This window comes from Pseudomonas sp. R2-37-08W, assembly GCF_003851705.1.
Classification (GTDB): domain Bacteria; phylum Pseudomonadota; class Gammaproteobacteria; order Pseudomonadales; family Pseudomonadaceae; genus Aquipseudomonas.
The window spans coordinates 80,750-93,609 of the sequence record NZ_CP027728.1 but is presented as its reverse complement, the minus strand read 5'-3'; the positions used below and the strand labels follow the sequence as shown (position 1 = coordinate 93,609).

Here is a 12,860-nt window from a genome sequence, read left to right as displayed (position 1 = left end):
GCACGATGGCCAGTGGTCGGGTCGAAGGAGCGAAAGTAGCTGCAGGATTGCCGAAGCGGCGAGAAGATATGAAAACGCCACTAGCGCGGGGCTTTAGCGGGGCGCGTAGGAAGGTATGCAGATAGCTGCGCGACGTTGCCTTTTATCGATCAGAATAAACCATGCAACTTGCCCGATTATTCCGGGACTAAACACCAACATTCATAGTTAAGGAGCGCGGGACAGATGGAATCAGCCAAGGAACTTCAAGGCCGCATTCTTTTAGTGGATGACGAGTCCGCGATCCTCCGTACCTTCCGTTATTGCCTGGAAGATGAAGGCTACACCGTCGCCACCGCCAACAGCGCGGCCCAAGCCGATGCCTTGATGCAACGCCAAGTGTTCGATCTGTGCTTCCTCGATTTGCGCCTGGGCGAAGACAATGGCCTGGATGTATTGGCCCAGATGCGTGTCCAGGCGCCATGGATGCGTGTCGTGATCGTGACGGCCCACTCCGCCGTGGACACTGCGGTAGACGCCATTCAAGCCGGCGCCGCCGATTACCTGGTCAAACCCTGCAGCCCGGACCAGTTGCGCCTGGCCACCGCCAAGCAACTGGAAGTGCGCCAGCTCTCGGCACGCCTGGAAGTGCTGGAAGGCGCGGTACGCCAATCCAAGGACGGTCTCGACTCCCACAGCCCGGCCATGATGGTGGTACTGGAAACCGCACGCCAAGTGGCAGGGACCGACGCCAATATTTTGATTCTCGGCGAGTCGGGCACCGGTAAAGGCGAGTTGGCGCGGGCCATTCACGGCTGGAGCAAACGCTCGAAGAAATCCTGCGTAACCATCAACTGCCCCTCGTTGACCGCAGAACTGATGGAAAGCGAATTGTTCGGCCACAGCCGCGGCGCCTTTACCGGTGCCAGCGAAAGCACGTTGGGCCGCGTTAACCAGGCGGACGGCGGCACCTTGTTTCTTGACGAGATCGGCGATTTTCCGCTCACCTTGCAGCCAAAACTGCTGCGTTTCATTCAGGACAAGGAATACGAGCGTGTCGGCGACCCGGTTACCCGTCGCGCTGACGTGCGCATCCTCGCCGCCACCAACCTCAACCTGGAAGACATGGTGCGCGACGGCCGCTTCCGTGAAGACCTGCTGTATCGCCTCAACGTCATCACCCTCCACCTGCCGCCGCTACGCGAACGCAGTGAAGACATCCTCGCCCTGGCCGACCGGTTCCTGGCGCGCTTCGTCAAGGAGTATGCCCGCCCGGCTCGCGGCTTCAGCGATCAGGCACGCGAAGCACTGCTCAACTACCGTTGGCCCGGCAACATCCGGGAGCTGCGCAACGTGGTGGAACGCGCCAGCATCATCTGCCCTCAGGAAAAGGTCGAGATCAGCCACCTTGGCATGGCCGAGCAACCGACCAACAACGCACCGCGCATTGGTGCGGCACTGAGTCTGGACGAGCTGGAGAAAGCCCATATCGGCGCCGTCCTGGCCACCAGCGATACGCTGGACCAGGCCGCGCGCACCCTTGGCATCGATGCGTCGACGCTGTATCGCAAACGTAAACAGTACAACCTATGAGCTGTACCTCATGAAGCTCGCGATGAAACTGCGTACTCGACTATTTCTGAGCATCTCAGCGCTGATCACCGTGGCCCTGCTGGGGCTGGTCCTGGGCCTGGTCAGCGTGATGCAGATGGCCAAGACCCAGGAATCGTTGATTCGCAGCAACTTCGTCACCCTGGAGCTGGGTCTCAAGTTGCGCCAGAGCCTGGGCGATCAACTGATGATGATGCTCGAAAAGCGCCCTGATCCGGCTGCCCTGCAAGCTTCCAAGCAGCAATACTTCGACCTGCTGGACCAGGGCATCGCCCATGAACAGCGTGACGGACTGACCCACGGTTTCAGTCAGGCACGCGATGACTACCAGCACCTGCTGCAGGCATTTGACGAATTCCAGCAGAACCCACCTGTACCGGGCAGCAAGGAAAAGCTCACTGAAACCTTCAATACCCTGCGCAATGGGCTAATCGTTCACCACAAACAGGCGCTGGAAAATATCAGCACGAGCGAGCACAGATCCCGCGAACGGGCGCTGTTGATTGCCAGCTTACTGGGGCTGGTAGGCCTTGCGGTGCTGATCATCGGTTTTGTGACCGCGCATGGCATTGCCCGGCGATTCGGCGGGCCAATCGAAGCGCTGGCCAAGGCTGCCGACAAAATCGGGCAAGGCGATTTCGAAGTGACATTGCCGATATCGTCGGCGGCGGAAATGAACCAGCTGACCCGTCGCTTCGGCATCATGGCCGAGGCATTGCGCCAACATCAGGCCACCAATGTCGATGAGCTGCTCGCCGGCCAGCAGCGCTTGCAAGCAGTACTCGACAGCATTGACGACGGCTTGCTGATGATTGATCGCCAGGGCCATCTCGAGCACCTCAATCCTGTGGCGCAACGCCAGCTGGGTTGGGACGAAGAACGCCTCGGCCAGGGCCTGGGCGAAGCGCTGGGTCGTCCGGAAATGGATGAACAGCTGCACTTGGTGCTGCGCGGCGGCAACCTGGAACGGGCGCCGGAGGATCTGGAGGTAGAGGTCGAAGGCGAGCTGCGCCTGCTGACGTACAGCCTGACCCCGGTCAGCCATACACAGGGGCACATTCTGGGCGCGGTGATGGTGCTGCATGATGTCACCGAGCAGCGGGCCTTTGAACGGGTGCGCAGCGAGTTCGTATTGCGCGCCTCCCACGAGCTGCGAACACCGGTGACCGGCATGCACATGGCCTTCGGACTGTTTCGCGAGCGGGCCAAGTTCCCGGCGGAGTCACGCGAAGCGGACCTGCTGGATACGGTCAATGAAGAAATGCAGCGGCTGATGCAGTTGATCAACGATTTGCTCAACTTCTCGCGCTATCAGAACGGCCTGCAGAAACTCACGCTGGGGCCATGCGATGTGACTGACCTGCTCGAGCATGCCCGCGCTCGATTCGCCGAGCCGGCGGGCGCGCAAGGTATTGAACTGATGGTGGAGGTGCAATCTGACCTGCCTCGCCTGTATGCCGACCAGGCACAACTGGAGCGCGTGCTCGACAACCTGCTGGGTAACGCCATGCGACACACGGCCGAGAGAGGGCAGATTCGCTTGCAGGCTCGACGTCATGGTGAGCGGGTAATTATCAGCGTCGAGGACAACGGCGAAGGCATTGCGTACGGCCAGCAAGGACGCATCTTCGAACCTTTCGTGCAGGTGGGGCGCAAAAAAGGCGGCGCCGGCCTGGGGCTGGCGCTGTGCAAGGAGATCGTGCAATTGCACGGCGGCCGCATGGGTGTGTACTCACGGCCGGGGCAGGGCACACAGTTCTATATGGCCTTGCCTCTGTAGGCGCGCGCTTTTGTGGCGAGGGTACTTGCTGCCTTGCCACAAAACTTGCCAGCCATTTCAGCGCTGGTTCAAGGCATGCAGGATCGCCGCACTTTCCGCATCCGGCGTTCCGTCAAACAGCGATGGACGGAAATGCATCTGGAACGCGGCGATTACATGACGCGTGGCCACATCCAACTCGCCGGTTTGCGGTGTCTGGTAACCCAGACGCGCCAGTTCTTGCTGGAACCAACTGATGCTTGGCAGTTGCGTGGCGTACTGCGCATGGAATCGAGCCACCGCCTGGGCATCCGGCCAAATCCCCAGGCCTTCATTGGCCAGACGCTTCCAAGGGAACAACGGGCCAGGGTCCAGCTTGCGCAGCGGGGCGATGTCGCTGTGCCCAATGATGTTCTTGGGGGCGATCCCGTTACGCTTGCTGATGTCCTTGAGCAACACCACCAGTGATTTCACCTGAGCTTCGGAGTACGGGTACCACACCCGACCGGTCGGGGTGTCGCTATAGCCTGGGTTGACGATCTCGATGCCGATGGAGCTGGAATTGAGCCAGGTGCGCCCCATCCATTCGCTTTCCCCTGCGTGCCAGGCGCGCTGGCTTTCATCAACCAGCTTGTAGACGGTGCCTGAAGCGTCATCGCCGATCAGGTAATGGCTGCTGACCTGACCATGGGTCAACAAAGCCAGGGAGCGCTCAAGGTTAGCCGAGGTGTAATGCACCACAACGAACTGCACACGGTTGTCGTGATTAACCGAAGGATAGCTGGTGTTCAGGCGCGGGCCGCTGGAGCAGCCAACGAGCAGAAGAACGACAGAGGCGATAAGAAGAGATTTCATGGGAGAAGGCATACGTAGAGGACGATAATGCAACAGTGTAACGTAACGCCAGATTCCGGGCGGCCAAATCACAAAAAGGAACATTTTTACGCCGCCTGCACCTGGTTACGTCCCGCCGCCTTCGCCCTGTAAAGCGCCTCATCGGCGCGCTTGAGCGCCAGGTCACTGCGCTCGCCTGGTTGAAACTGCGCGACCCCCATGGATACCGTGATGGTTACCGGCACGCCCTTGAAGTGAAATGGGCAAGCCTCGATGGCCGCCCGCAACCCTTCACCCACGGCCAGGGCATCCGCCAAGGCTGAGTCGGGCATCAACAACACAAATTCTTCGCCGCCGAAGCGCGCAATAAAATCGGTCGGCCGCAGGCGCTTGCGCAGCACACTGGCAATGATCTTCAGCACTCTATCGCCGGCCAAGTGGCCGTAGCCGTCGTTGATGCGCTTGAAGTGGTCCAGGTCCAGCATGGCCAGTGACAGACTGTTGCCACGTTGATGCCAGGCATTGACCTCCTGATCCAGGCGCTCACTCCAGGCTGCGCGGTTGGGCAGGCCGGTGAGTGGATCGATCAGCGCCTTCTGGCGCTGTATTTCCAAATGCTCACGATAGCCCTGGGCTTCCTGCTCCATGTTCGCCACCCGCTCCGCCAGGCCCTGGAGGCGTGCGGCCACTTCCTGTTCGCGTTGGTCGCGCTGCTGGCGGTGTTCGTCCATGGTGCCGAGCAAGCCTTCAAGGTGGCTCTCAAGCAGGTGCTTGAGGCTGTCCAGATCGGCAGCTTCCTGCACGCTGCTTTGCAGGCCGTCCACTTGCTCGCGAATCTGCGTGTCCAACTGGCGCGCAGCAGAGCGGCTGTCGGCGTGCCCCTCGCTGGCAACCTGCAGATGGCCCTGGAATGCCTCAAGGCGTTCGTTGAGCTGTTTAAGGTAAGCCTCGAACTCATGCTGGCCGCTGTCGGTGACAGCCAACATCAGCACCGCTAGGTCGTCGAGGATCGCCAGCAGTTCGTACCAGTTCAAGCCATGGGCAAGGCGTTCGCGCATGGCTTCGGCCTGAGGCCGGTGGCGCTCGGGCAGGGACAGGTCTTCCAGCAGGCCGAGCAAGGTGTTTTCAATGTGCTGGGCAACCGAGCTGTAGGACGGCTCGGGCGAATCGGGCAGCGCGTAGAGCCCCTCCGATTGCACTGCATCGGGATCAGGCTCTGCGGTATCCCATACGGGCGGGAGGGAAAGGCTGCCGATGAGGGTTTCTTCAGGCGTGTCGACTGAGTCTTGGGGCTCTTCGATAAAGGCAGCAAGTGCGCTTTCGGGAGCGGCTTCCTCAGCCGGCACCGCAGGCTCGGGGGTTTTGTCAGGCGTGGACACGGGTGACGTTTGAGCAGGCGCCTCGAACTCAAACGTTGCGCCGGCAGGCACAGGCTCTTTGACCGGTGCAACGGCCTCAGGCTCGGCGGCCGTCACTGTTTGTGGCAACGGTGCAAACGCGCGCAAGGCTTGTGTCAGTTCTTCGGACTGGGCCGGTTCCGCAGGCTCAGGGCCAGGTTTGGGCGCAACGGATTTTGCCGCAGGGAGCACCTCGGGCTCAGGCGCAGAGGTGTCATTGGAGACCTCTTTGGCACCAAACAAGCGTTGCAACAAACCGGGCCCGGAGCGTGGGGTTTCACCCTCTGGCTCCAGGTTTTGCAGCGCCTGCTCTTGCAGGTTGCTCAACTCGCTGAGCAGCAGCGGAATTTCCCGCGCCTGCCCCACCCGAGCGTCGAGCTGTTTCGCGAAGGTCTTCAGCGGGCGCGACACCTCACGGGGCAGCGGCAGTTTCTGCAACTGCGCGACCAGGGCGGTGAGGGCGGAACTGATCTGGTCAACCCGCGTTTCGCGGCGCTGCTCGGAATCCAGCACGGCCTTTTCCAGACGCGGCAGCAGGGCAGCCAGGGCAGCGTCCATGTCGTCGGTGCGCACCACATCGCGCATTTCCTTCATGCATTGATCGACAGCGCGGTCAGTGCCTTCGGCCGCCAGCGTGCTTCGCACCAGCCCTCGGCGTAGCAGGTCGAGGCGGGCGGCCCAGCGGCGTTCGAGCTTGTCTTGTTGCTCGATGCTTTTAAGGTATTTTTCTTTCCAGCGCTGGGCGTCGTCGCTCATGCAAGAGGTCCGCGAGGGCCTGGGCTCAACACGGGTAATGCATCAGCCGTAAGCGAACCCGGCAGACGAATCTCTACCGCGACCGGCAGGTGATCGGAAATGGGCTGCGCCAGCACCTGCACACTTTCCAGTGTGAGGCTCGGGCTGAGCAGGATATGGTCCAGACAGCGCTGCGGACGCCAACTGGGAAACGTGGCTTCGACCTGCGGCGCCAGCAGGCCGAGGTCGCGCAGCGGGGAATTCTGCAGCAGGTCGTTGGCATGGGTGTTCATGTCACCCATCAGCACCTGGTGCTTGTAGTTGCCGATCAAGTCGCGCACGTAGGCCAACTGAAGGTTGCGCGTACGCCCGCCGAGGGCCAGGTGCATCATCACCACCACCAACGCTTCCGGCCCCTCACCAAAACGCACAAGGATCGCGCCACGCCCTTTGGGGCCCGGCAACGGGTGATCCTCGATGACGGTCGGCTTCAAGCGGCTGAGCACGCCATTGCTGTGCTGTGCCAGGCGCCCGAGGTTGCGATTGAGTTGCTGGTACCAGTAGGGGAAGGCGCCGAGCTGGGCAAGGTGTTCCACCTGGTTGATGTAGCCGGAGCGCAGGCTCCCGCCGTCGGCTTCCTGCAGGGCGACCAGGTCGAAGTCGCTGAGCAGGTCGCCGATTTTTTGCAGATTGCCGGTGCGCCCTTTGTGCGGCAGCAAATGCTGCCAGCCACGCGTGAGGTAGTGCCGATATTTCTCGGTGCTGTTACCCACCTGGATATTGAAACTGAGCAGGCGCAGGCGGCTGTCTGGCGGCAGGCCTGTGGATTCCAGATGATGTTCGTTGACCCGCGGATCATGCAGGCCTACAACGCGTTCGGTACCCCAGCGGCGCATGGCGAGCCCCTTACTTGGCTGCGCGCTCTTTGGCGATCAGCTGGTCAGCGACATTGAGCGTCTGTTCAGGGCCACCGGTACTGCCCAGGTCAAAGCGGTACTTGCCGTTGACGATCAGGGTCGGTACGCCTTGCACGCCATACTTTTGCGCGAGTTCCTTGGCCTGTTTGATCTGGCCTTGGATGGCAAAGGAGTTGAAAGTGGCCAGGAACTTGTCTTTGTCGACGCCTTGGGTGGCAACGAAGTCAGCCATTTCGTCTGGCTTGGTCAGGCGCTTGCCTTCTTTCTGGATCGCGTTGAATACCGCGTTATGGACCTTATGCTCCACACCCATGGCTTCCAGGGTCAGGAACAGTTGGCCGTGGGCATCCCATGGGCCACCGAACATGGCCGGAATGCGCTTGAAGTTCACGTCCTTCGGCAGGTTCTCGGCCCAAGGGTTGATGGTCGGCTCAAAGGCGTAGCAATGCGGGCAACCGTACCAGAACAGCTCCACCACTTCGATCTTGCCGGGTACCGAAACCGGCACCGGGTTAGCCAATTCAACGTAGGTTTTACCGGCTTCAAGCGGCACGTCGGCAGCTTGTGCGGTCATGCCGAAGAGACTGGCAGTGACGAGGGCGGCGCTGAGGATCAGATTACGCATGCTTTACTCCTGGACAAATACGGTCGCCTCACGCGACCTTTAGGTGTGACAGGTCTACGCGGACATGAGTTCGTTAGTGTAACGGCAGCCGCCACAAAAAAGGGCGGCCGTAGCCACCCTTTTTATGCTTGCATCGATGGATTAATCGAGCGTTAACGTTGCAGGCTGTCAGTGCAAGCCTTGGATGTAACTGGAGATTGCCGCAATGTCTTCGTCGCTCAATTTACGGGCGATGGTGCGCATGGTCATTGCGTCGCCATCGTTGGCGCGGCCGGCTTCTTCTTTGCGGAAGTCGGTCAACTGCTTGGCGATGTAAGTGGCGTGCTGGCCGCTCAGGTGCGGGAAGCCTGCTGCGGCGTTGCCTGCGCCATTGGGCGAATGGCAGCCGGTACAGGCGGGCAAGCCTTTTTCCAGGTCGCCGCCACGAAACAGCTTCTCGCCACGGGCGACCAGTTTCGGATCGGCAGCTCCCACACTGCCTTTCTGACTGGCAAAATACGCCGCGATGTCAGCCATGTCCTGATCGCTGGAGTTGGCCAGCAAGCCGGTCATTTCCAACACCACGCGCTTGCCATCCTTGATGTCGTGCATCTGCTTGGTCAGGTAACGTTCACCCTGGCCGGCGAGTTTGGGGAAGTTCGGTGCCGGGCTGTTACCGTCCGGTCCATGGCAAGCACCACACACGGCGGCTTTCGCTTGCCCCGCGGTAGCGTCGCCTGCAGCATGGGCAACACCGGTGATGCCCAAGGTCAACAGCAGACTCACGATCAGTTTGTTCATCAGCTAATCCAACTACGGCTAAGGGTTTAAGAGTTATCTACCGGGTTTACTCACCATCAACTCAATGATGGCCTGGTAATCCTCAGTACTGCAGTCCTTGCACAAACCACGCGGCGGCATTGCCTTGAAACCCCGGGTCATGCGTTGCACCGGCATGACCACGCAAACTCGGTTGTACAGCGCTTGCGGTTCCTGTGTAGCCTGGGCGCTTTAACGCGCGATCAGGACACCGAAGCGAGTCACCATCAGGTCATACATCGACCTGTTCAGGGTTTGAGAGCGTTTTGCGTTCTAATGCGCAATGAAGGTCTTTCGCTCCCGTGAACTTCGTCCTTCGCTGGGACAAAGCACACACAAAATCTGCGGCATTATATACTGGCGCTACTGAAACGGAAACGACACCGCTTGCCGCACCCTTTTTCGGCACCGCCCACATCGGAAATCTCATGCAACTCAAGAATCCCATCCTCGGCCTGTGCCAACAGTCCACCTTCATGCTCAGTGCCGCCAAAGTGGACCAATGCCCCGATGACGAAGGCTTTGAAGTCGCCTTCGCCGGCCGTTCCAACGCTGGTAAGTCCAGCGCACTGAACACCCTGACCCACGCCAGCCTGGCACGCACCTCGAAAACCCCAGGTCGCACGCAGCTGCTCAACTTCTTCAAGCTAGACGATGATCGGCGTCTGGTCGACCTGCCGGGCTACGGTTATGCAAAAGTCCCTATCCCATTGAAGCTGCACTGGCAGCGTCACCTGGAGGCTTACCTGGGTGGCCGGGAGAGTTTGAAGGGGTTGATCCTGATGATGGACATCCGTCATCCAATGACCGATTTCGACCTGTTGATGCTCGACTGGGCGGTCGCCAGCGGCATGCCAATGCATATCCTGCTGACCAAGGCCGACAAGCTGACCTACGGCGCAGCCAAGAACACCCTGCTCAAAGTGCAGACCGAGATCCGTAAGGGTTGGGGCGACGCAATCAGCATCCAACTGTTCTCCGCGCCAAAGCGCATGGGCCTCGAAGACGCCTACACTGTACTGGCCGGCTGGATGGAATTGGCGGACAAAGGCGCTGAGATCGCCGAGTAACTTTTGCGCGGGCAAAAAAAACCCCGGACTTCGTATGGGGAGGGAAGTTCGGGGTCCAAGTTCCGGACCGCTAGGGCGGGGTCCAGATATCTGCCAACACTTAACACAACATAGGAGCATTGAAGGGCTTCACCACCCATTCAGTAACTCTGAGTGACGGTTCACAGGTTAAGTTCCTGCGGGTTCAAAAAACTCTTGGAAATAACTGACGGCAGTTTCCGATCTAAAGCGCCGTGCCATCACGCGGTGATGGCGCAGCCGCAGAATCAATGGGCCTCGTCCCAGTTATCGCCAACGCCCACGTCCACCACCAGGGGCACGTCCAACTGCGCGGCAGCGCTCATGTGTTCGCGGATTCTCTGGCTGACCTCCGGGATCAGATCCTCACGCACCTCCAGTACCAGTTCATCATGCACCTGAAGGATGACCTTAGCGTCCAGGCCCGACTCGGTCAGCCAATTGTCCACCTTCACCATGGCTTTCTTGATGATGTCCGCCGCCGTGCCCTGCATGGGCGCGTTGATCGCGGTGCGCTCTGCCGCCGCGCGCTCCTGAGGCTTGTTGGAGTTGATATCCGGCACGTACAGGCGCCGCCCGAAGAAGGTTTCCACAAAACCCTGGTCCGCCGCCTGGGCGCGGGTGCGCTCCATGTATTCGCGCACGCCGGGATAGCGGGCGAAGTACACATCGATATAAGCCTTGGCGGTCTTGGTATCGACGCCAATGTCCTTGCCGAGCTTCTGGGCGCCCATGCCGTAGATCAGGCCGAAGTTGATCGCCTTGGCACTGCGGCGTTGGTTGGAGGTAACCTCGCTCAATTCAACCTTGAATACCTCGGCAGCCGTGGCGGTGTGCACGTCCAGGTCGTTGCGAAAGGCGTTCATCAACCCTTCGTCCTTCGACAGGTGCGCCATGATCCGCAGCTCGATCTGCGAATAGTCCGCTGCCAGCAGCTTGTAGCCTTTGGGTGCGATAAACGCCTGGCGAATGCGTCGCCCTTCGGCGGTGCGCACCGGGATGTTCTGCAGGTTCGGATCGCTGGAGGACAAACGCCCGGTCGCCGCCACCGCCTGATGGTAAGACGTATGAATACGCCCGGTACGCGGGTTGATCTGTTCCGGCAGGCGGTCGGTATAGGTGCTTTTCAGCTTACTCATGCTGCGGTACTGCATGAGCACCTTGGGCAGCGGAAAATCATCCTCGGCCAGCTTGGCCAGCACTTCTTCAGCCGTGGATGCCTGGCCCTTGCCGGTCTTTTTCAACACCGGCATTCCGAGTTTCTCGTAGAGAATCGCCCCGAGCTGCTTGGGCGAACCCAGGTTGAACGCTTCGCCGGCGATCTCGAATGCCTGGCGCTCCAGCTCGACCATCTTGTTGCCCAGCTCGATGCTCTGGATGCCCAGCAGTGCCTTGTCCACCAGGGCGCCTTGGCGCTCGATACGCGCCAGCACCGGCACCAACGGCATCTCGATGTCCGTCAACACACTGGCCAGGCTCGGGATCGCTGCCAGCTGAGCGTGCAGCTTCTGGTGCAGGCGCAACGTCACATCGGCATCTTCGGCCGCATACGGGCCGGCTTGCTCGAGGGCGATCTGGTCGAATGTCAGCTGCTTGGTGCCCCTGCCGGCGATGTCCTGGAAGCTGACGGTGTCGTGGTCCAGGTATTTTTTCGCCAGGCTGTCCATGTCATGGCGGGTCGCGGTGGAGTTCAGTACGTAGGATTCGAGCATGGTATCGAAGGCGATGCCCCGAACGGTGATGCCCTGCGCAGGGTCACCGCCGATAGCGCAGTTGGCCAGGATATTCATGTCGAACTTGGCGTGCTGGCCGACCTTGAGCTTGGTCGGATCTTCCAGCAACGGCTTCAAGGCCAGCAGCACGGTGTCACGGTCCAATTGATCCGGCACGCCAGTGTAGGCATGTGTCAGCGGGATATAGGCCGCTTCATGGGGCTGCACCGCGAACGAAAGCCCAACCAACTGGGCCTGTTGGGCGTCGATCCCGGTGGTCTCGGTGTCGAAGGCAAACAACGGCGCGTCGTTGAGCTTCTTCAGCCACAGATCGAATGTGGCCTGGTCCAGAATGGTGGTGTAAACCGACTCCACCGGCACCGCTATCACCGCCTCAACCGACGCTTCAGCGACGGGCGCGACCTCGTTTGCCGTCTTGAGCTCGACACGCTTGGTATCGCGCTGGATCTCTTCGTACCAGCTCTTGAACTCAAGCAGCGTGTACAACTCAAGCAGCTTTTCGCGATCCGGCTCGATCAGGTGCAGGTCGTCCAGGCCGATATCCAGGGGCACGTCGATCTTGATCGTCGCCAACTGATAGGACAGGAACGCCATCTCCTTATGCTCTTCCAACTTCGCCGGCAGCGTCTTGGCGCCACGAATCGGCAGGGTCGGCACAATGTCCAGCTGTTCATACAGCTCTTTCAGGCCGCCATTCACACCCACCAGCAAACCGGAGGCGGTCTTCGGGCCAATTCCGGGAACGCCAGGGATGTTGTCGGACGAATCGCCCATCAACGCCAGGTAATCAATGATCTGCTCTGGAGCGACGCCGAATTTCTCCTTTACGCCCTCGATGTCCATCGAACTACCGGTCATGGTGTTGACCAAGGTAATGTGCCCGTCCACCAGTTGCGCCATGTCCTTGTCACCAGTGGAGATCACCACGGGACGATCAGCGGCCGCGCTGCTGCGGGCCAGGGTACCGATCACGTCATCGGCCTCGACGCCTTCGACGCACAGCAACGGGAAGCCCAGGGCGATCACGCTCTGGTGCAGGGGCTCGATCTGCAGGCGCATGTCATCGGGCATGCTCGGGCGATTGGCCTTGTATTCGGCGAACATTTCATCGCGAAAGGTCCCGCCCTTGGCGTCGAACACCACGGCGAACGGGCTGTTCGGGTATTGCTTGCGCAGGCTCTTGAGCATGTTCAACACGCCCTTGACCGCGCCGGTGGGCAGGCCTTTGGAGGTGGTCAGCGGTGGCAGCGCGTGGAAGGCGCGGTACAGATAAGAAGAACCGTCCACCAGGACGAGGGGCGCTTGGCTCATGAGCAGGATCAACCTTTTCGGCGGGTCAGGCGCTAGAATAGCCGGACCAATGAAAACAAAGGGACAAGGTTAT

At 60.3% G+C, this 12,860-nt stretch carries 10 protein-coding genes; 3 read left to right on the top strand and 7 right to left on the bottom strand.

Annotation, left to right across the window (positions count from 1 at the left end; all coding sequences use genetic code 11):
• Positions 1 to 225: 225 nt before the first annotated feature.
• Both algB and C4J93_RS00435 read left to right on the top strand, forming a co-directional pair.
• On the top strand, positions 226 to 1,572 hold the full coding sequence (gene algB, locus C4J93_RS00440) for a sigma-54-dependent response regulator transcription factor AlgB (RefSeq protein ID WP_124405922.1): 1,347 nt from the start codon (positions 226 to 228) through the stop codon (positions 1,570 to 1,572).
• Positions 1,573 to 1,582: 10 nt separating this feature from the next.
• A complete protein-coding gene (locus tag C4J93_RS00435) occupies positions 1,583 to 3,370 on the top strand; it encodes a KinB sensor domain-containing domain (protein WP_124408730.1) in 1,788 nt (595 codons plus the stop codon).
• 57 nt (positions 3,371 to 3,427) lie between these two features.
• Here the strand turns inward: C4J93_RS00435 and C4J93_RS00430 are convergent, their stop codons facing one another.
• The 6 genes from C4J93_RS00430 to C4J93_RS27245 all read right to left on the bottom strand — a co-directional run bounded on the left by C4J93_RS00430 (position 3,428) and on the right by C4J93_RS27245 (position 8,817).
• A complete protein-coding gene (locus C4J93_RS00430) occupies positions 3,428 to 4,204 on the bottom strand; it encodes an N-acetylmuramoyl-L-alanine amidase (protein ID WP_124428299.1) in 777 nt (258 codons plus the stop codon).
• An 86-nt stretch (positions 4,205 to 4,290) separates the two neighbouring features.
• Positions 4,291 to 6,336, bottom strand: a complete 2,046-nt coding sequence (locus C4J93_RS00425; protein WP_124428298.1) for a GGDEF domain-containing protein — start codon at positions 6,334 to 6,336, stop codon at positions 4,291 to 4,293.
• The gene (locus C4J93_RS00420; RefSeq protein ID WP_124428297.1) at positions 6,333 to 7,211 is read right to left on the bottom strand and encodes an endonuclease/exonuclease/phosphatase family protein; all 879 of its coding nucleotides are present in this window, start codon (positions 7,209 to 7,211) and stop codon (positions 6,333 to 6,335) included. The genes C4J93_RS00425 and C4J93_RS00420 overlap by 4 nt, the downstream gene beginning before the upstream one ends.
• A 10-nt stretch (positions 7,212 to 7,221) precedes the next feature.
• A complete protein-coding gene (dsbA, locus tag C4J93_RS00415) occupies positions 7,222 to 7,857 on the bottom strand; it encodes a thiol:disulfide interchange protein DsbA (protein WP_124428296.1) in 636 nt (211 codons plus the stop codon).
• A gap of 168 nt (positions 7,858 to 8,025) precedes the next feature.
• Positions 8,026 to 8,637, bottom strand: a complete 612-nt coding sequence (locus tag C4J93_RS00410) for a cytochrome c4 (RefSeq protein WP_124428295.1) — start codon at positions 8,635 to 8,637, stop codon at positions 8,026 to 8,028.
• Between the two features lie 33 nt (positions 8,638 to 8,670).
• Positions 8,671 to 8,817 (bottom strand): cytochrome C, encoded by a 147-nt coding sequence (locus C4J93_RS27245; protein WP_372238188.1) that lies wholly within the window; start codon positions 8,815 to 8,817, stop codon positions 8,671 to 8,673.
• Positions 8,818 to 9,083: 266 nt separating this feature from the next.
• Between C4J93_RS27245 and yihA the strand changes: the two genes are divergently transcribed.
• Positions 9,084 to 9,725 (top strand): ribosome biogenesis GTP-binding protein YihA/YsxC, encoded by a 642-nt coding sequence (yihA, locus tag C4J93_RS00400; RefSeq protein ID WP_124360645.1) that lies wholly within the window; start codon positions 9,084 to 9,086, stop codon positions 9,723 to 9,725.
• A gap of 266 nt (positions 9,726 to 9,991) precedes the next feature.
• Here the strand turns inward: yihA and polA are convergent, their stop codons facing one another.
• Positions 9,992 to 12,787: a DNA polymerase I gene (gene polA / locus C4J93_RS00395; RefSeq protein ID WP_124428294.1), complete on the bottom strand. Its 2,796-nt coding sequence runs from the start codon at positions 12,785 to 12,787 to the stop codon at positions 9,992 to 9,994.
• Positions 12,788 to 12,860 lie beyond the last annotated feature (73 nt).

Excerpts from the sequence above, each read along its gene's own strand:
- algB (WP_124405922.1), top strand. The coding sequence starts at position 226 with ATGGAATCAGCCAAGGAACTTCAAGGCCGCATTCTTTTAGTGGATGAC.
- C4J93_RS00410 (WP_124428295.1), bottom strand. The coding sequence starts at position 8,637 with ATGAACAAACTGATCGTGAGTCTGCTGTTGACCTTGGGCATCACCGGT.
- C4J93_RS00430 (WP_124428299.1), bottom strand. The coding sequence starts at position 4,204 with ATGAAATCTCTTCTTATCGCCTCTGTCGTTCTTCTGCTCGTTGGCTGC.
- C4J93_RS00425 (WP_124428298.1), bottom strand. The coding sequence starts at position 6,336 with ATGAGCGACGACGCCCAGCGCTGGAAAGAAAAATACCTTAAAAGCATC.
- polA (WP_124428294.1), bottom strand. The coding sequence starts at position 12,787 with ATGAGCCAAGCGCCCCTCGTCCTGGTGGACGGTTCTTCTTATCTGTAC.
- yihA (WP_124360645.1), top strand. The coding sequence starts at position 9,084 with ATGCAACTCAAGAATCCCATCCTCGGCCTGTGCCAACAGTCCACCTTC.
- C4J93_RS00420 (WP_124428297.1), bottom strand. The coding sequence starts at position 7,211 with ATGCGCCGCTGGGGTACCGAACGCGTTGTAGGCCTGCATGATCCGCGG.
- C4J93_RS00435 (WP_124408730.1), top strand. The coding sequence starts at position 1,583 with ATGAAGCTCGCGATGAAACTGCGTACTCGACTATTTCTGAGCATCTCA.
- dsbA (WP_124428296.1), bottom strand. The coding sequence starts at position 7,857 with ATGCGTAATCTGATCCTCAGCGCCGCCCTCGTCACTGCCAGTCTCTTC.